A 19,974-nucleotide genomic window follows, 5' to 3' on the forward strand; every position below is an offset into this window, starting at 1 on the left:
CAAATATTCTGCAATCATAAATTATATAAACCACACAGCTCAACAAAAATATTTGCGAGTCACAGGACGTTGACAATGAATATGAATTCACCCCAAATTTTAGACCCTAAACTCGCACCAAGTTTAGATTACATCACTGAATTCAAAGAAAAAACAGACTTTGAAGATGCAATCAATTCAGCATGGCGACGTGCTGAACCAGAGTGTGTTGAAAATCTAATTGAACACAGTCAATTGTCTGAAGAAATGAGTCAAAAGATCTATGACACCGCATTTAATTTGGCGCATAGTCTAAGAGATCGTAAAAGCTCATCAGGTAAAGCTGGTATTGTACAAGGCTTACTTCAAGAGTTTTCTTTATCGTCTCAAGAAGGAATCGCCTTGATGTGTCTGGCTGAGGCATTGCTGCGTATTCCTGATAGTGCCACACGAGATTTATTAATTCGCGATAAAATTAATCAAGGCAACTGGAAAGATCACTTAGGGCAAAGTAATCTGATGTTTGTCAATGCCGCAGCTTGGGGATTAATGCTGACAGGCAAATTAATGGAAACACCAAAACAGTCTAGCCTTTCAGGCGTACTTACCTCTCTTCTGGCACGTACAGGTAAAGGTATTATCCGTAAGGCTGTTGATGTTGCCATGCGTATGATGGGTGAACAGTTTGTAACTGGAGAAACCATTGAAGAAGCATTGGATAATGCCAAAGTACTTGAAGATAAAGGCTTTCGTTATTCTTACGATATGTTGGGTGAAGCTGCACTCACTGAACATGACGCGGATCGCTATTTTGATGATTATACTCAAGCAATTCATGCGATTGGTAAAGCGTCGGAAGGCAAGGATGTCTATGCAGGTCCTGGTATTTCCATCAAACTTTCTGCACTACATCCACGTTATCAACGCTCGCAAACTGAACGTGTTCATCACGAACTTTATCCACGTATTTTAAATTTAGCGCTTTTGGCAAAAAATTATGATATTGGTTTAAATATTGATGCAGAAGAAGCAGATCGTTTAGAACTTTCTTTGGAATTGCTCGAACGTTTATGTTTTGAGCCACAACTTGCTGATTGGAAAGGTATCGGCTTTGTAATACAAGCCTATCAGAAACGCTGTTTCTATGTGGTTGATTATATAATAGACCTTGCTCAACGTAGTCATAAACGCTTAATGATCCGTTTGGTTAAAGGTGCTTATTGGGACAGTGAGATCAAAAAAGCACAAATTGATGGTTTTTCTGACTATCCAGTCTTTACCCGTAAAGTTCATACCGATTTATCTTATATTGCTTGTGCAAAAAAATTACTTGCAGCACCAGAGCAAATTTACCCTCAATTTGCGACGCACAATGCGCAAACGCTTGCCACGATTTATCAACTGGCAGATCCACAAAAATATTATCTGGGTCAATATGAATTCCAATGCTTACATGGCATGGGCGAACCTTTATACGAACAAGTAGTGGGAGATATTTCGGCGAAGAAATTAGGTATTCCTTGCCGTATTTACGCACCTGTCGGCAATCATGAAACCTTGTTGGCTTATCTTGTACGTCGTCTTTTGGAAAATGGCGCCAATACTTCTTTTGTCAATCGTATTGCGGACAAAAATATTCCCATTGAAGATTTGATTGAAAATCCAGCTCAGGAAATTATTGAAACTGCGCAAAAAGAGCATCAAATTGGTTTAAAACATCCTGCAATTCCACTACCGCATCAGTTATATCAGGGAATTCGTCAAAACTCACAAGGTTTTGATCTTGCCGATGACAGCCAATTAAAAGCTCTAAATCAAACCGTTCAACATTTTTTAAAGTATCAATGGAACAGTTATAGTTTAATTGATCAGTCTAATGTATCGGATTTTGATGCAGCAAATTCACAAAAAATTCTCAACCCATCAGATCATACCGATATTGTCGGTCATGTCATTGAAGCGGAATCTGCACAGGTAGATTTAGCATTGGACAATGCACATCGTGCGTTTGAAGCATGGAAAAATACCTCGAAGGATTTTCGTGCCAACTTACTACTGAAAGCGGCTGACCTAATGGAAGCACGTCTGCAAGAGCTTATGGTATTACTCTGCCGCGAAAGTGGCAAAACCTACAGTAATGCCATTGCTGAAGTACGTGAAGCTGTTGATTTCCTGCGTTACTATGCCGCACAGATGCAAAGTATAGATCAACATCTTACGCCGCTTGGGACAATTTTATGTATCAGCCCATGGAACTTCCCTCTTGCTATTTTTACTGGACAAATCTCGGCAGCCTTAGTTGCAGGCAATACGGTGATTGCCAAACCTGCAGAACAAACCCCTTTGATCGCAGCACAAGCAATTCAAATCCTTTGGGAAGCAGGTATTCCACGATCTATCGTGCAGCTACTTCCTGGACGCGGAGAAACAGTCGGTGCAAAACTCAGTCAAGATGAACGTATTCAAGGTATTATGTTCACGGGTTCCACGGAAGTGGCTAAAATTTTGCAAAAAACAGTTGCACAACGTTTGAGTCCAACAGGTCAACCCATTCCACTGATTGCTGAAACAGGTGGTCAAAATGCCATGATCGTGGATTCATCAGCATTGACTGAACAAGTCGTGATTGATGCAGTTAACTCAGCTTTTGATAGTGCGGGTCAACGTTGTTCGGCACTGCGAGTATTGTGTGTACAGGAAGACAATGCAGCAACTTTAATCAAAATGTTGAAAGGCGCCATGCAGCAATTAAATATCGGTCAACCGATTTTACTCAAGACTGATATTGGACCTGTAATTGACCTTGAAGCACAGCAAAATATTGCCAACCATATTGAAATGATGCGTAACAAAGGTCATAAAATTTATCAATTGGCTTATGACACACCAAGTTCAGACTTAAATTTAGGGACTTTTATTGTTCCGACTCTGATTGAGCTACCAAATCTTGATGATTTAAAACGTGAAGTCTTTGGTCCAGTATTGCATGTGATTACCTACAAATACGGAGAGTTAAAACAACTTTTGGCTCAAATTAATGCCAAAGGCTATGGTTTGACCATGGGTCTACATACCCGTATTGATGAAACGATTCAAACCACCATTGAACATGCTGAAGTGGGTAATTTATATATCAATCGAAACATTGTGGGGGCTGTTGTTGGGGTTCAACCGTTTGGCGGTGAAGGACTTTCAGGTACAGGTCCTAAAGCTGGTGGTCCTATTTACTTATATAAACTCATGCAACAAGCAGAGTTAGCTGCTGTTGCCTTTGGTACAGTTAAAAATATTTCTGAGCAGTTGAATTTGACACCTTCCGAAGTGCAACAGCAATTCCTGCTATGGGCAAAGCAACAATATCCGCAAATTAAACTGCACGCATATACTTCACCTCTGGCTTTATACGCACTGCCTGGACCAACGGGAGAATCAAATCAATATCATATTGTTGCGCGTCATCGCATTGCCGTGATTGCCGAACACGAAAATGCGTTATTGAATCAATTTAATGCTGTAATGACTTTAAATAGTCAAGTGGGCATTTTAGCGACAAATGCTTTAGCATTAAAAATGATTCAATCCATGCCAAAGAACTTACAGCAACAATTTTTTATGATCAATGACTTATCCAATGATGAATTCGATGCAGTACTCCATCAAGGTTCTACACAAAATTTGAAAGCCTTACAAACCACAATTGCACAACGTCAAGGTGCTATTGTTGGCGTCACACATCATGATGCCAACGATAAGATTCCACTTGCAGCTTTACTCATTGAGCGAGCCATCAGTATTAATACTGCTGCGGCTGGTGGGAATGCAAGTTTGATGACCCTAGACCAAGCTTAAACTAAGCGTAAGTTTAAATGAGTTGTATCATTTTCCATACCAAGTCAAAGTCATTTGACTTGGTTTTTTCAGCTGAAACCTTGCGATTAAACGTAAATTTTTTTCAAAATAAAATTGCACCACCTATAGGCAAATTGCCTGATTATCCATCTAAGTGATTTGATTACAATCATTCATAGCCAATGAACTTTATGCTTATACACAAATTATTAACAGCTTAGAGATCCATTTATTTTTACATTTTTGGATCATCGAGAGTCTGTTTATCGTGAGCCGACAAGAATGTCACCATGTTATGCGGGGCATCACCTACGCAGATCTATTTCGACATTTCATAAAAAGCGTGGCAATAAATACTTTATGCCATTCAGCAACAAATTCATCGTATTGATTTTATTGGTCAAAAAAATAATATTTTAACTTCATCAACTTACAAATATTTTATTTCACATGAACTTTCCGCTCATCTTCCAAATAAGTTCTAGCTAACAATTCTTTTTTTACTTCCATATAATCATCTTGTTTTTTTGGCACTAAACTTTCAATAAACCAAAGCCCGTCTGCTGCATAGCGTAAGATTTTCAATTCAATTGAATGGTCTGTATCAGCATGTTGTAATAATCTTTGTGCCAACCAACAATCCCACTTATCGCTAAAGGATTTATCTGTCATTACTGTCATGCTTAAAGCACTCCACAACGTATCTACACCAAATTCTGAACTTAAAGTGACATCAATATAAGCACGCGTAAATCGACCATATTGAATAGCATCCTTTTTCATCACCACACTGATTCGTTCGTCAAGTTGTTGAATTAAAGCTTCAAGCATTGCTTCAATAAGGATCTGTTTGTTGGCAAAATGATGAAACACACCACCTTTTGTAATACCAGACCGAGTTGCAACCGCCTGAATTGAAATCCCATTTACACCTCTTTCTGCCGCCAAATACATCGCATTTTCGATAATACTTTTTTTAACGCGCTCAGGATCTTTTTTACGCTGATAAGGATTTGTTATAGTTTTACCAATATTCACACTATCCTACCCACTGCTCGCTTAGTGCCCTGCAGAAGTTGAAAACAAGTTAATCACCAATACACCTGAAATAATTAACCCAATACCGATAATTGCAGCAATATCCAAACTCTGTTTGAAAATAAAATAACCGACCAAAGCGGTAAGAATGATTCCAACACCTGCCCATATTGCATAAGCAATACCTAAAGGTATGGTTTTAATCACTTGTGAAAGTAAATAAAAGGAAATGACGTAAAACAGGACCACCAATAAGCTTGGGGCAAGTTTGGTAAAACCTTGGGATTTGACCAAAAAAGTAGAACCTGTAACTTCTGCAATAATTGCAATCGCCAACAAAATATAAGCAAACAGGATTGAGTTCATCTTTTGAACCAAAAAAGATACCGAATGGTTGGTATGCTATATAATTTTAATGAAAAGTTCAAATATCAAGCCATGAAAAAATGTTGAAGTTTTGTGCTATGCTATTTCTCTATCTCTTTGTTTAATTATATTTTTTATAAAAAAAGGTGGAATATCCATTTTTTCCACCTTTTCTTTTTTCACTTTTTCAACTTAGATCGGATTGATAAAATAAAAAAATGAAATGATAAAGATCAAAACCGTTATCGCTAAAATTAGATAAGTATTTAAGGTATTGAAACTTTTTATAAAATTAAGAATTTCCATTTTTCTTCGTCACAAAATAAAACACTTTGTTATTCTAATATATTTTGTCACAATTTGTAAGATCATTAAGTATGATTAAAACTCAAAATACATATTTTCTTCATATTTCTGTGAACTTGCACAATTTTTATTTGAGAAATAAAGGTTTAAGTCATCTTTTTCGAATGATAAACTTCATCATATAATTGTTTTTATTCAATAATCATTACTTATTTTCATTTTATTCTATACTGATTAAAATTTTTATACAAAAAGTGGATATTATGCAGATATTTTAACTTTAATTAGTAATACTTAATAGCAAATAGCTCAACCACTTTACCCTTTGGTAAAAAATTAAATAAATTAAATACTTAATCATATTATATATTTCAACAATATATCTTGGAGGGGTTTATTGACTAATACGATAAGCAATTTTTCATAATGATCTGTGATGATAAAATCACAACAATGATTTTAATCGTATAAAAATTAAGATATTGCTGCTTAAATCTATTATTTTGAACTATAAATGAGTTTTTTTCATGAATATTACACTCTTCCCTGAGTGATCGATCTCTAAAACCGTTTATTTGACTTCGAAGTGATGCTTTTCAGTGACTAATTTAATTTTTATATCTTTGTAGTAACGAATCATTGGATCATTCACATCTTTTTTCAGTGCATCAGCAAATTTATCTTCATTCATCAACTTCGCATAAGTCTTATATCCAATCTTTAAAGTTTCCGCTTGCTTTCCGGACTGTTGAAATTCTTCAATACGCTTATTAATCTGCTTAACACTAATTTCCATCTTTAATTCCCCGCGAACGCTTTAATTTTTTATAACACTGTTTTATGACAGTTCCATTTAAAAAGGGAATTTTTTTAAGTTTATTTCTGTAAATGAGTATTATTCTTCAAAAAATCTAAGGTTTTTACAAAAGTCTGTTGGCTGGCTTGTTTTCCTAAAAAGAATTGATATTCATGAACTAACCATTCTTTTGATTCAGGATAAAACACAGCTTTTACAGGAATTTTCTTTTCTTGCAACGCATTCACAAATGGGATGGACTGTGTTTCTGTCAAGAAATCTTTATTGCCACCACTGATAAAAACAGGTGGATAATGGGCTGTCAAATAATGAATTGGTGATAATGCCTTTAAATAGTCAGCATTATTTTTTTGATTTCCGGTATACGCTTCAACAAGCGTATTGACACCCCATTCGATCAATTTAATTTCTTCTGGTGCTGTATCCACAAACGCATTCATGTCATAAATTCCACAATGCAAAATTAAACCCTTTACTTGGGATGGTTGAATGAGTGGGGTAAATGAAGACTGCTTTGCATAATCAAAATTTGTGAGTAAGGCTGCATAATGGCTGACTAAGTTCGCACCTGCAGAATCCCCTGCTAAAAATAATTGGTTTGCATCAATTGCATATTGTTTGGCATTTAGCTGAATAAATTGTAAGGCTTGATTAATTTGATTGAGTTGAGTGGGATAAATGGCTTCAGGTGCAAACTGATACTCTACTGACACCACATTATAGCCTTGAGCTGCGAGTAATTTAAAATAACCTCTTGCGTTGTCTTTAGCACCAGAGATCCAACCACCACCATGAATCCAAACAATGGTTGGTCGTGGTGTTGACTGTTTAATGTTCTCAGGCTGATAGAGATCAAAATTTAATCTTGGCGTTGTTTGATAAGCAATATTATGATGTACAACTACCTGTTCAGGTGCATGTTTATCCATCAACAATTGTTGAAAATGTGTTGATGTATCAAATACTCGCGCGATGACTTTGCTACTTTTCTGTACATTTTGACAAGCAGAAAGTGTGAATAAAGATATTGCACAGATAAGAATATTAAATCTAAGCATATTAAACTCAAAACGATCACTCACCATAGCGTTGATGAGTTTAAATATATTGATGGCAATATAACCTAGATTTAAACACTTTTCTTGCTGTTTTAATACATGTCGAAATCAACAAAACTTACTGTTAAATTTTAGCAATTTGTTGATGCAAACTTTGCAAAAACAAGTCTGCCTCTGCTTTGCTTTGACATTTTTTATGATACGTTCCATTCGCCTTTTGACTATGGGGTGTATATTTAATATCAATAGAAAAATCTTGTGTAATCATATTCTTCGAAACATGCACTGCAATAATATGTAGAGAGTTTAGATAAAAACCATCTTCTATTTTAACCAACATTTTACCGCCTCAAATTTTCATACAATCATAAAAAAGGTGAAAAAGCTCATAATGTGATGAGCCGACTATTTAAATAAATTAAAGTTAAGTGTATCTCAGTTTAGCTAGATTTTAAAATTTTGATTCTGTTTTTATGTAACATAATTTAGACAAGGATTAATCAGATTTAAAACATAAAAGTAACTTTCAATAAAACTGCTCTAAATTGTCCGACATTTTTTCAGCCATCCTCGGTGATTGGTGCTAGATTGAATAAATCGTGATATTTATCACATTACATAATAAAAGTTATTTGTTTTGATCTCTTTTATGGAGGTTGTGAATATGAATTATTTAATTATTTTGAATTCTTCTCATCAACATCATTTTGAGGAAGTTCATAAACTGATCTGTGACTATGATGCTTCGATTCGAGTTAACCCTTCAACTTGGCTCATACATACCCATTATGATGCAACAATCATTCGTCAACACTTAACCAGCATTATCAGTATCCATGATTCGCTTTTAGTATTTAAAATAGATCAAGAACACTCTTTTACCAATGATTTGGACTTAAATGATTGGCTAGAGGATATTCATAATGAGAGTGCCATTAGTCTTTAGTGATGAATGACCAATGTAGTTCTTCATTTAAGCTAAGCTATCCCCCTGAGATCAAAGGGATAGCAATATTTTTAATGGTAAATTAAACACTCAACATACTGTTTAGTGTCTCACTGACATTTTTTGATTTCACTTGAGATTTTAACGCCTCTAGTGATGTTTTCACTTCACTGCGTTGTGGTTCAGCCAAAGTGTACCAGCGTGTCAATACTTGTAATAAACGGGAACCGACGATTGGGTTTTTCTCATCTAAGTATTTCGCCAACTCAACAAAATGTTGAACACCAAAACTCCATGTATTTACAGGATTTGCATTTAAACCACCACTCACTGAACGTATACGGTTTGGTGTACCCAAATCATAGTCTACATGTGAAGTTAAATACTTGATTGTTTCAGCAGTTGCTTTTGGATGCGCAGCTTGAATCATAAACCATTGATCCAATGACAAATCCTCGTCTTTAAAACGTGTATAAAAGTCTTGTAAAGCTGCTTTGGCTTGAGGTGCATCATTCCAAACTAAAACTTTCAATGCACCCAAACGCTCCGACATATTCATTGAGTTTTCATATTGAGCATAAGCCAAATCAAAAACTTCACGATCGCCTTGTCGTGCCATTAAACTCAACATAATATTTTTCAAAGCACGGACACCCATTGCTTGTGAAAATTCATGTTGTGAATCGGGATCAAGTGACAAATAAGTGTCTTTGGCAAAACGACCCAATACTTTCGCCAATTGATTTAAAAGTGCTTCACGCGCTTCATTGACAATCAATGGATTATAATCTTGATCAATGCGACTTCCTAAGTAACCTTCTGTAGGTACATCAAACAAACGAGATGCCAATAACGGATCTTTTTCAATTACATTCGGCAAAGTTTGTTGTATTGCGTCTACATAAATTTGGGCATCGTGACCATTGAGCAAAATACGTTCAAGTAAAGTTTGTGTTGCTTGCCATTGATTAAAACCATTGGTTTCGTATTGCAGTAAGAATGCCAGCTCTGCATCTGAATAATTAAATTCAAGATTTACTGGTGCAGAGAAATTACGCAACAAAGAAGCAATTGGCTTTTCAGTTATTCCTGTAAACTCAATGCTCGCTTCTGCTTGATCAAACAAATACACACCATCTTTCACATTATTTTCAAATAGAGCATCTGATTTCAGGGTATATTGCGCTCCTGTCTGCGCATTAAATAATGCCAAAGCAACAGGAATAGGCACCGCTTTTAAATTTGGATATTTAGCGTGGGATTTTAAACTTTGTTTAAAACTTAAACGGTAAGTTTGAGCAACTGCATCATACTCACCTTTGGCTTCAAGTTTTGGTGTTCCTGGTTGATTATACCAAATGAGGAATGCTGATAAATCTACCCCTGAACCTGCTGTCAATGCAGCAACCCAATCTTCAACTGTCACCGCTTGCCCGTCATGACGACGGAAGTACTCATCTGTACCTTTGCGGAATTTTTCTTTACCCAATAAGGTGGACATCATACGATTGATTTCAGCACCTTTCTCATACACTGTTGCTGTGTAAAAATTGTTGATCTCTACAAAATGATCTGGGCGTGGTGGATGAGACAATGGACCCGCATCTTCTGGAAATTGATGCGCTTTTAGAACAGCAACATCATCAATTCGTTGTACCGCAGCAGATTGAAGATCTTCAGAGAAAGACTGATCACGGAAAACCGTTAAACCTTCTTTGAGACACAATTGGAACCAATCACGACAAGTAATACGGTTACCTGTCCAGTTATGGAAATATTCATGCGCAATCACAGATTGCACACGCATAATCGCTGCATCTGTCGTATATTCTTCATCCGCAAGCACACATGACGTATTGAAAATATTCAGACCTTTATTCTCCATTGCCCCCATATTGAATTGACTGGTGGCAACAATCATATAATTGTCTAAATCATAAGCTCGACCATAATGTTCCTCATCCCAACGCATAGAATGCTTGAGTGCTTCCATTGCAATATGGCATTTTGGAATGTCCTTCTCTTCTGCATAGATTTCTAAAGCAACATCCCGACCTTCTGAAGTCGTATAACGATCTTTTAATACTGCGAGATCACCGATCACACAAGCAAATAAGTAAGCGGGTTTTTTAGTAGGATCTTGCCAAATTGTATAATGACGATCTTCACCAGTTTCACCTGCTTCAATCAAATTACCATTTGCCAAAAGTACTGGATATTTTTTGTCAGCCTCTACACGTGTGGTAAAAACAGACAATACATCTGGACGGTCTGGATAGAAGGTAATTTTTCGGAATCCCTCTGGCTCATTTTGGGTCACAAATAAATCAGTACCAGCGAGATACAGTCCTTCTAGCTGTGTATTGGTTTCAGGATGAATAATGACAACCGTTTCAACAATTGCCTGTTCTGGCGCATTGCTGATAACGAGTTGTTCTGAATCCAACTTATACTCACTTTCTGTAAGTGGCTTACCATTAATTTTAATTGATTTTAATTCTAAATCACGCCCTAGCAAGACTAAATCGCCGACTGCTTGGCGTTTCATTACTAATTTTGAAATTACATCAGTATGGTCATCATAAACTTGAATATCCAGATGAATAGAATCTACAACATAGGATGGTTTCTGATAATCTTTTAAGTATATGGTTTGATCTGCTTCAACGATGGGGTTTGCCGCAATATTCATATGATGTCCTAATCCTATTGTTGAGTTTAGACGTAGTGTTGTGAATTTGATCATGCTTCAAATTTCACAATTTGTCTGTATTGTTTATTCATTTATATATGGGTGTAGTTGAAATTAATTTCAATCGTTTCAAAGCAAATGAATGCAAAAAACGTGCGAGATGCCCTTTATTTATACAAAAATAGCATTCTCGAATCGCATTGTTCGCTAGGCACATTTAGAAATGATTTCTATAAGGGAAAACTAAATACTTATTTTAGATCAAGCGAAGAAGTCTCATGTCTGAGCATATCGATCGGTGCACCCAATACAGTGAATTCGATTGAACCCAATCAGCGTTTTTAGTTTTTGAGTTAAAATCACGATTCGATAGTAGATATAAAAATTGGATAATAGACATATACACTTGTTATCAGAAGCTATAACCCAGTTTTGACAAGAACCCTGTTTAGACAAGAGCAATCGCTGGAAAATTAATGAACAATGTGCAATATCAAGATATAGGAAAAAATATTAAAATGCTTAGGCTATTTATGATCACTTTATATCTCTTGAATATATCTGCATCTGCACAAGCGACAGCATCATACTTTTGCTTTAAAACAGAGCATCAGAAAAATATTTTGCTGGTTTCTGCTGAGGAGTTTCCTGAGATCAAAACGATTCAATATTATCCATATTTAAAAAAGATTAATTTGAAGTTTTCTCATTATGATGCAATAGATACAGCAACAGGCAGACCAAGCGAATTTCACTATTTTTATAAACAAGTCATCAATAATCAATTGTTGGGAACTTATGAAGTGATTTATCAAGGTGCGATGTTCTATACAATCAACTATACCGCTAAAAATGATCGTCGCCCAACAAGATTTGAGAGAATTGATCATCTAGATCCAAACACACAGCAAAGCTTAAATCGACAAGGTATTGATTGCTTTTAAACGATATTTTTACAAAGAAACACGCAGAATAATGCTTTCTTAATCTGAAATTATGGATAATGGCTTTAAACGAAACAAAGATATGTCATTATGAAGTTGCGAACATTGTTCAGTGTGTGCTGTTTTACTTGGTTAGGACTTAGCACGTTTACCCATGCAAATCCTGAATTTTTAGCTCCAGATCAAGCTTTTCAATTTTCAGCAGAATCACTTTCAGAAAACAAAGCCCAATTGAATTGGACGATTGCACCTCATTATTATCTCTATCATGATCAATTCAAGGTCACTGTAAATAATAAAGCAGTACCATTTAGCTTACCAAAAGGACATATCAAAGATGATCCAACCTTTGGTAAAACTGAAGTTCACTATGAAAGTGTAAGCACCACTATTCAGGTTAAACCCAATACTCAATATGTAGTAATGTACCAAGGTTGCTCCGCTGATGGTTTATGTTATCCACTACAAAGAAAAAATATTGCTACAGATGCAGATGGCTTATTGCCTCAAAACAATACTGCATCTAAAAACATGCTGAGCAGCCGTACAAATAATTCCTTGTTGAGCCAATCTGAAACCGCTCCATCTCTAGATAAAAATATTAAAAATGATTCAGATCCTGCAAAAATCCCAACATCGAATGCAGATAATGCACAAAAAAATTCAACTATAGCAACAACAACGAATGTACAAAAAAGTATTAATCAAGATCAATCCACTGAGGCTAGTGTAGATCCTAACCAAGTACTGAGTTCAAGTGCTGTCATTACAAATAAATCTAATTCTTCACCCCTAAATGCCAACCCCTCAACAAATGACCATACAACGTCATTACAGTGGAATGATGATCAATCATTTTTTAAACTTTTATCAAAAGATTCATTGTTTTTGAATTTATTGGTGTTTTTTGGTCTAGGAATTTTGCTAGCTTTTTTACCCTGCTCACTGCCTCTCATTCCGATTCTTTCAGGCATCATTATTCAACGGGCTAAAGGCTATAAAGCGGTAGTAATTGCCCTCGCCTTTGTGGTGAGTATGGCGGTCATTTACGCCATTATGGGAATTGTAGTTGCTGAGATCGGTTATAGTTTTCAACGCTGGTTCCAAAGCCCTTGGATTGTTTCATTATTTGCTGTGTTATTTGTCATATTGGCATTGAATTTATTTGGTTTATATCAGCTCAATTTACCGCAATTTATAACCAATAAACTCAGCAATCTACAAAACAATCAAAAAGCGGGCACAATTTTAGGTGCTGTGGTAATGGGTGCTTTATCCGCGCTGATTGTAGGTCCTTGCATGAGTGCTCCGCTGGCAGGTGCATTATTATTTGTTTCACAAACTCAAAATGCTGCTTTAGGTGGTCTCTATCTATTTATTCTAGGTCTAGGTATAGGCGTACCTTTATTTATTGCCAGTGTATTCGGTTCTAAATTATTACCAAAACCAGGAAAATGGATGGATCGAATCAAAGTCAGCTTTGGCTTTGTGATGCTCATGGTTGCGTTGTACTTTATTCGTCCAATGCTGCCTTTTACGGTTTATGCTGCAATTTTCGCTCTATTGTGTATCGCGCTAGCAATCTACTTATTTATTGCCTTGCGAGATAGTGAAAAAGTTGTCAATAAAGCCATACTTGCAGTGATCGCCGTACTGAGTGTTTTTGCGGGACTTTGGAACATTCAACAAGGTTATGCTGCTTATCAAATTCAACATAGTCAATCCGAACATTTGGTCTGGAAAAAAGTCACCACCGCTGAACAACTTGAAAGTGCTTTGGTTCAAGCAAAACAGCAAAATAAACCGATTATTATTGATGTTTATGCAGATTGGTGTGTGGCATGCCAACCTATTGAAAAAGAGGTTTTCCCACGTGTCGACGTACAGGATGCATTAAAGAATTTCACACTGATTCAGTTAGATTTAACCGAATATAATGCCTCACAGGACATTATTTTAAAACAACGCGAAATATTAGGTCCACCAACGATGTTGTTCTTGAATCATCATGCTGAGGAAATTCGTGAATTGCGCTTCACTGGAACTTTCTCAGCACAACAATTGCTCAAACAAACAGCACAAGTGCAAGAAATCTTGAAAGCACAATGACCATGATAACCCTACAAGCCATTCATCTCGGTCCATTCATGCTACCTTGGACGCTGACGATCTTGATGGTCGCCATCTTAGTCAGCGTCATCGTAGGAAAGTTGACTTATCGTTACTTTGAGCTAGAAACTTCACAGTGGTCAACTTTTAAAGATTCGATTTGGACTGGGATTTGGCTTGGTGTGTTATGTGCACGTATAGGCTTTGTATTATTGAATTTAGAGGTTTACTTAGACCATCCTATTGAAATCATCAATATTCAAGACAAAGGATTTAATCTTTATTTAGGCGTTATTGCAGCTTTCCTCTGGATCATATGGAAAAATCGCTTGCTGAAAAAAAGCTTTATCCTATTGCTACTCACAATATTTAGTTTATTGAGTGTTTCAGCTCATTACACCTATCGACAAATACAACTGCAATATCAACAATTTCCTGACGTTCAACTACTGAATTTACAACAGCAACCTATCAAACTCACAAAATATTTAGGAAAACCGACTGTGATTAATCTATGGGCTAGTTGGTGTCCACCATGTAGACGTGAAATGCCCGTATTAAGTGAAGCACAGAAAAAATATCCCAATGTGAAATTAATCTTTATTAATCAAAACGAAGATGCGGTAACTGTGCAAAACTATCTGCAACAACACTCACTGCAACTAGATGAAGTTTTATTGGATACAAATGGTTCAACTGCTCAAAAAATGGGAATGTTTGGTTTACCCAGCACTTTATTTTTCGATGCACAAGGCAAATTAATCGATACACATATGGGAGAAATTACCCATGCTGCCTTACATCAAAAAATTCAAAACTTAGTTTCGGATTAAATGATATCAACATCACTAATTTTGTCATGATGAGTTTTCAACATAAGGAGTTTCTTAATGATAGATTTAAAAACACTCGGTATTTACTCATTGAGTTTGGTCTTAAGTGGCTCACTTTTTGCCGCAGATGCTGATTTTCTCAAAAATAAACTTGAAAAAGAAGGTTATAACTTCGTTAAAAAGATTGATGCCCCTGAAGGTATGGAAGGTTGGACAGGCTATAAAGACGAATATCCATCTACCTTATTTATAGCCAAAGATCAAAAACACTATATCGTGGGCGATCTTTTTGATGCATCTGGAAAAAATTTAACTGAACAAGCGATTAATACGCATGTTAAAAGTGCAGTCCTCGATGAGATTTGGAAAAGCTTAGAAAAATCTACTTGGATTCAAGATGGTGATACAAACGCTAAAAAAATTGTCTATGTGTTTAATGATCCTAACTGCCCCTACTGTCATACCTTTTGGCAACAAGCACGTCCATTTGTTGCATCTGGAAAAGTACAATTACGTCATATTATGGTTGGTGTGATTCGCCCAAGTAGTAAAGGACAAGCAGCAACGATTTTAAATAGTGCAAATCCTGCTGAAATTTTTAAACAGTACAATCTAAGTAATGGTAAAAACAAATTGGTTGAAATGAAAAATCTACCAAAAGCGCTATCTGAAAAATTGGATGCCAATACTAAACTGATGGATAAGTACGGTTTTTATGCCACACCAGCAATGGTTTGGAAAGATGCCTCAGGTGAAATCCAGAGCCAACAAGGCGCACCTAAAGATATTCAGAAATTATTCAATGAGTCCTTATAGAGGCTGTTAACAATTTGTCTATATTTGCGACCAGATATTTTTTAGGCGATAGTAGCCTCGAAGTACGACATTTAGTCATTCTAAATGATGAGAAATACTGTTTTGCAAGGAAATGACCAAGCAGCAAAAAACGCGAGTCTTTCACTGCAACTTACGCAGCAAACAAAGCATTACCTTATTCTTGCTCTGGGTTATGGACACCCCTTACCAATCACTCACTTTGATCTTGCTGGCATGACATGGATGTTCTGCTTATATCATTGTTGGGCATTGCTTAAAATTTTCAGCGCATGATCTAAAGCTTATTAAGAACTTAAACTGTGTAATATATTCAACATAGCATGCTACATTACACTTTTATATTATATCCAAATGAATGCCTTCAACCGAATATACTTTAAGTTCTTTAATCCAAACAACTGATTTTAAAATAATTTTATAGCTTTCAATTGGATTTTATTTTTGATAAATCATGCAACAACTCCATTAATTGTTGGATCTTTTCAGCACCATATTGTTCTTTAATATTTTTATAGGACTCTTCCATTTTTAAAGCTTGGCTTTCAAAATAATTTCGACCTGCTTGGGTAAGTTTGATTAAGCTCACTCGTTGGTCATGTAAATCCTTACTTTTGATAATTAAATTCTGCTCAGCCATACGATTGACGATGCCTGTTAAACTTGGTCTTAAAATACAGGTTAGTTCTGCCAAGTGGTTGTTCTCAAGCTCATCGTATTGATAGAGCGTACAAATCACACGCCATTGTTGCTCAGTTAAGCCCATCTCATTTAAAGCAGGGCGAAAATAGGTTTTGGTGGCTTCACGCGCCTGTACCAATGCTAAAGTTAGCGAAGGTGATAATCGAATTGTTTTCATAGAAATCCTTTCATGAAACTCATGCTAATGGATAGGTAAATCGAGTTTTCATTCAATAGATCCAAATTGGTTTACTGTAATGATTTAAGTTAACTTTCTTTTTGTTACATCTAAATTTATATCAGATGTGAAATAAAATAAAAAATTAATTTTAATTAACAATAAAGTTTACTTTTTTTCATTCATCGCTTGAGTCTGGCATTTTTAATGGGCGGAATTACACAATATTGCTTTATTTTATTGAATACTTTACAGCCATAAATAAACTACTTTTCATCTTTATCAGATCGATTTACTTCGAATATTAGTTTTATTTTCCCCATAAAAAAACTCGCAATAAAGCGAGTTTAGGATACATCAATCGCGAAATTGACGATTAAAACAAGATGAATCAAAGACCAGGGAAAATCAACTATCATCATGTTTTAATGCCTTTATTATTCATGATTTCTAAAAAATTTCCTTGTCATTTTCAGCCAATTAAATGTCATTTCCTGACAAAATAAAATTTAAAGGATATTTTTGTTTATTTTTCAACCAAACAAAATTTTTCCAGTGCCACTCCTGAAATTTGCATGCTCTGCTTTTGTCGGTCCAAGAAATCATTGGCAATCATTAACATCATGTTTGCTGTATCCAATTGCAAATTTTCTTGAGAAATTTGTGCAATCCCTTGATATGCTTCTAAACGAGAACAAAAAGCTTTTCTCTGTTGATCCGCGTCTTGGTTTCCCATTATTTCATCATCTAGAATCTGTTTGGTTGCATTGACTTGAGCAATATAATTTTGAATACGCTGGTTATATTCATCTTGTGTAAGTTTTTGCGTCTGGTCTTTAGCAAAAACTGATGTCATTAATCCAATACCCGTCATCACCAATAACTGCAAAATAAACTTATGCTTCATAAGCACGCCTTTTCATTTATATGACATCAGCTTTCCAAACATCCTCATAATCATCTGCATCAATCATAAAACGAAAGCCTTGCTCCAAAGCTAAATAAGGGATTGCATCTGGAAAAACGTCTTCTAATTCTTTTACACTAATGACATCAAAGAAGTCCTCACCTTCTTCTAACTCTCCCCCATAAATAAACCACGAAACATTTTCAGCATCGGGTTGTTTACGTAAACCCACAATCGGTTCTTTATTTAAAGTGTGTTTGGCAATTGCAACCAGATCTGTTTCATTGACTTTGATATAACGTGAATCAAACTCTTCACAGACCAATTTTTGTTCTTCTACAAAATCTTGCAACATATCTATTCTCAAACAACCTGATTTTGTGAGATTGTAAGCTGACAGTTTGACAATCACAACTAAATTCACATGCTGTTCAAACGATAGACAGCATTGCAAAAAATAAATAATTTGCTAAACTTGATTTTGTAACATATTCAAATTGGATCATTCGAGGTCAAACATAATGCAGCAATATTCACAGACAAAGTCTGGACTCGTTGACCTCAAAGCATATCCGAGATCTCGAACCACTCAACAGGACATGATCATCAAAGATGAAATATCCGCTCAAAACTTATATTTTTTTCACCCACATCTTAAAATAGAAATCCCCTATCCGCTTGAAACTGTTGCTGCAGGTTTTCCCTCTCCAGCACAGGACTATACTGAAAAGAAAATTGATCTAAATGAACACTTGATTCATAACCCTATTGCAACGTTTATTTTAAAAGTTAATTCTTTATCGATGAAAAATGCGGGAATTGAAATTGGTGATGAAATTCTGATTGATCGTAGTCTAGATGCTGAACATGGTGATGTAGTATTGGCATTAATCAATAATGAATTTACCGTTAAACGATTTATGCATAAAAAATTATCCACGGGCGCATATGACATTTGGCTTAAAGCGGAAAATCCAGATTTCCCCGATATTCATCCGCATAGTGAAGAGCAGATTATGATTTGGGGCGTTGTGACCTGTATTTTGAAAAAACTCAAATAAACTGCAAAATTGATTTTGCTACCTAATTAAATTAAAGCTACCCCTTCCTTATCTAGGATTGATTTGCATGGAAATTAAATGATATGACTGAATTATTGAGACGTTTAGCACTTTCACATCAAGGTTTAATTTCTCAACCTGCATTTGGTTTAGGCTTATCTGGAACACTTCAAACAATTCAACATCTAGGTTATGTGCAAATTGACACGATTTCAGTCGTCGAACGTGCTCACCATCATATCTTATGGAGTCGAGTTCCAGACTATCAGCCCAATCATCTAAATCAACTGGTACAACAACAACATATTTTTGAATATTGGTTCCATGCAGCATCTTATTTACCGATTCAAGATTATCGCTATGCGCTTCCTCATATGACATCAGTACGAAATGGCGAACATCGCTACTTTAATCGGGGTGATCAACATTTGATGAAAGAAATTTTAGCAAAGACTCGCGCTGAAGGTAGCATTCGTTTACGTCATATCGAGCAAGGCAATCGACTAAACTCAGGGGGATGGTCGAACTCCAGTTCAGCACGTCGTTCAATCGATCAATTGTTTATGCAAGGCGATTTGATGATATGCGAACGAAATGGGATGGAAAAGGTCTATAACCTGACTGAGCGTTGTCTCCCTAGCCAGCTCAACTTAACCATGCCGACGCTAGAAGAATATGCACGCTATTTATTTAATACTACGCTGAGAGCGCACGGTATATTTACCTGGAAACAATTACTGCATCTTAAAGTCGGCAGTCAAATTCGCGAAGCAATGCGTAAAATAGTCAAGGAACAACTGGATGCAGGCGTGATCATCCCCTTATCTCAGTTAGGTGATACCGATAAAGAAAGTTCAAATATTTATATTAAAACAGATGCTTTAGAACGCAAACATCAGATTGAATTAAAAGTTAAAATTCTGTCCCCTTTTGACAATCTTATCATACACCGAGAACGTCTAAATACACTGTTTCACTTTGATTATCGTTTAGAATGTTATGTAACCCCAACTAAGCGACAATTTGGATATTTTTGTTTACCTATTTTATATGCTGATCAAATGGTGGGGCGTATCGACTGTAAAGCACATCGAACCAAAAAGGAATTTGAAGTATTGAATCTGCATTTAGAAGATCATTGCTTTAAAAATAAACATATAGATCATGATCACTTTCTCAATGCACTCAATGATGAACTACTTAATTTTGCGCAATTTAATCAATGCCCTAACTTAATAAACCACCCTAGTCAGCTTTTTAATCGTGCTCTACAACAATATTCATAAGGTGAAAGATCAGCTCAAATCTGTATTTAAGTCGAATTAGAAAACCTACTCATCTACTACCAAACACAAGTACAGCGCCTCAATCCTTAA

17 protein-coding genes are annotated in these 19,974 nt (G+C 35.8%); 8 read left to right on the plus strand and 9 right to left on the minus strand.

What is annotated here, in order from left to right; genetic code table 11:
- Positions 1-75 precede the first annotated feature (75 nt).
- The gene (gene putA / locus ACINWC743_RS21565) at positions 76-3,828 is read left to right on the plus strand and encodes a trifunctional transcriptional regulator/proline dehydrogenase/L-glutamate gamma-semialdehyde dehydrogenase (RefSeq protein WP_009587019.1); all 3,753 of its coding nucleotides are present in this window, start codon (positions 76-78) and stop codon (positions 3,826-3,828) included.
- A 441-nt stretch (positions 3,829-4,269) separates the two neighbouring features.
- On the opposite strand, the gene ACINWC743_RS21570 is transcribed toward putA, so the two are convergent.
- The 5 genes from ACINWC743_RS21570 to ACINWC743_RS21590 all read right to left on the minus strand — a co-directional run bounded on the left by ACINWC743_RS21570 (position 4,270) and on the right by ACINWC743_RS21590 (position 7,753).
- The gene (locus ACINWC743_RS21570) at positions 4,270-4,866 is read right to left on the minus strand and encodes a TetR/AcrR family transcriptional regulator (protein WP_009587023.1); all 597 of its coding nucleotides are present in this window, start codon (positions 4,864-4,866) and stop codon (positions 4,270-4,272) included.
- Positions 4,867-4,887: 21 nt separating this feature from the next.
- Complete coding sequence (locus ACINWC743_RS21575) at positions 4,888-5,220, minus strand: DMT family transporter (RefSeq protein WP_370469257.1); 333 nt, start codon at positions 5,218-5,220, stop codon at positions 4,888-4,890.
- Between the two features lie 889 nt (positions 5,221-6,109).
- On the minus strand, positions 6,110-6,334 hold the full coding sequence (locus ACINWC743_RS21580; RefSeq protein ID WP_004830522.1) for a hypothetical protein: 225 nt from the start codon (positions 6,332-6,334) through the stop codon (positions 6,110-6,112).
- 80 nt (positions 6,335-6,414) lie between these two features.
- The gene (locus tag ACINWC743_RS21585; protein WP_035301559.1) at positions 6,415-7,413 is read right to left on the minus strand and encodes an alpha/beta hydrolase; all 999 of its coding nucleotides are present in this window, start codon (positions 7,411-7,413) and stop codon (positions 6,415-6,417) included.
- Between the two features lie 124 nt (positions 7,414-7,537).
- The gene (locus tag ACINWC743_RS21590; protein ID WP_004830520.1) at positions 7,538-7,753 is read right to left on the minus strand and encodes a hypothetical protein; all 216 of its coding nucleotides are present in this window, start codon (positions 7,751-7,753) and stop codon (positions 7,538-7,540) included.
- 324 nt (positions 7,754-8,077) lie between these two features.
- On the opposite strand from ACINWC743_RS21590, the gene ACINWC743_RS21595 reads away from it, so the two are divergent.
- Complete coding sequence (locus ACINWC743_RS21595; protein ID WP_004830519.1) at positions 8,078-8,359, plus strand: hypothetical protein; 282 nt, start codon at positions 8,078-8,080, stop codon at positions 8,357-8,359.
- 82 nt (positions 8,360-8,441) lie between these two features.
- On the opposite strand, the gene pepN is transcribed toward ACINWC743_RS21595, so the two are convergent.
- On the minus strand, positions 8,442-11,051 hold the full coding sequence (gene pepN, locus ACINWC743_RS21600) for an aminopeptidase N (protein WP_009587022.1): 2,610 nt from the start codon (positions 11,049-11,051) through the stop codon (positions 8,442-8,444).
- Between the two features lie 476 nt (positions 11,052-11,527).
- Between pepN and ACINWC743_RS21605 the strand changes: the two genes are divergently transcribed.
- The 4 genes from ACINWC743_RS21605 to dsbG all read left to right on the plus strand — a co-directional run bounded on the left by ACINWC743_RS21605 (position 11,528) and on the right by dsbG (position 15,753).
- Entirely contained in the window at positions 11,528-11,995 is a 468-nt protein-coding gene (locus ACINWC743_RS21605) for a hypothetical protein (RefSeq protein WP_009586991.1), read from the plus strand.
- A 90-nt stretch (positions 11,996-12,085) separates the two neighbouring features.
- Entirely contained in the window at positions 12,086-14,104 is a 2,019-nt protein-coding gene (gene dsbD, locus ACINWC743_RS21610; RefSeq protein ID WP_009586998.1) for a protein-disulfide reductase DsbD, read from the plus strand.
- Positions 14,101-14,937, plus strand: a complete 837-nt coding sequence (locus ACINWC743_RS21615; RefSeq protein ID WP_009586997.1) for a TlpA disulfide reductase family protein — start codon at positions 14,101-14,103, stop codon at positions 14,935-14,937. Before dsbD ends, ACINWC743_RS21615 begins: the two co-directional genes overlap by 4 nt.
- A gap of 57 nt (positions 14,938-14,994) precedes the next feature.
- On the plus strand, positions 14,995-15,753 hold the full coding sequence (gene dsbG, locus ACINWC743_RS21620) for a thiol:disulfide interchange protein DsbG (RefSeq protein WP_009587000.1): 759 nt from the start codon (positions 14,995-14,997) through the stop codon (positions 15,751-15,753).
- A gap of 445 nt (positions 15,754-16,198) precedes the next feature.
- Here dsbG and hpaR read toward each other — a convergent pair whose 3' ends face one another.
- The 3 genes from hpaR to ACINWC743_RS21640 all read right to left on the minus strand — a co-directional run bounded on the left by hpaR (position 16,199) and on the right by ACINWC743_RS21640 (position 17,892).
- Positions 16,199-16,630: a homoprotocatechuate degradation operon regulator HpaR gene (hpaR, locus tag ACINWC743_RS21630; protein ID WP_004830512.1), complete on the minus strand. Its 432-nt coding sequence runs from the start codon at positions 16,628-16,630 to the stop codon at positions 16,199-16,201.
- A 526-nt stretch (positions 16,631-17,156) separates the two neighbouring features.
- Positions 17,157-17,537: a hypothetical protein gene (locus ACINWC743_RS21635; RefSeq protein WP_009586971.1), complete on the minus strand. Its 381-nt coding sequence runs from the start codon at positions 17,535-17,537 to the stop codon at positions 17,157-17,159.
- 16 nt (positions 17,538-17,553) lie between these two features.
- Positions 17,554-17,892, minus strand: a complete 339-nt coding sequence (locus tag ACINWC743_RS21640) for a hypothetical protein (protein ID WP_004830510.1) — start codon at positions 17,890-17,892, stop codon at positions 17,554-17,556.
- A gap of 166 nt (positions 17,893-18,058) precedes the next feature.
- Here ACINWC743_RS21640 and ACINWC743_RS21645 point away from each other — a divergent pair, with 166 nt between their 5' ends.
- Both ACINWC743_RS21645 and ACINWC743_RS21650 read left to right on the plus strand, forming a co-directional pair.
- Entirely contained in the window at positions 18,059-18,598 is a 540-nt protein-coding gene (locus tag ACINWC743_RS21645; protein ID WP_005031908.1) for a LexA family protein, read from the plus strand.
- Between the two features lie 83 nt (positions 18,599-18,681).
- Positions 18,682-19,884, plus strand: coding sequence for a winged helix-turn-helix domain-containing protein (locus ACINWC743_RS21650; protein WP_009587012.1), 1,203 nt, complete (start codon positions 18,682-18,684; stop codon positions 19,882-19,884).
- Positions 19,885-19,974: the final 90 nt, after the last annotated feature.

Source organism: Acinetobacter sp. WC-743 (genome assembly GCF_000335555.1).
GTDB lineage: Bacteria > Pseudomonadota > Gammaproteobacteria > Pseudomonadales > Moraxellaceae > Acinetobacter > Acinetobacter bereziniae.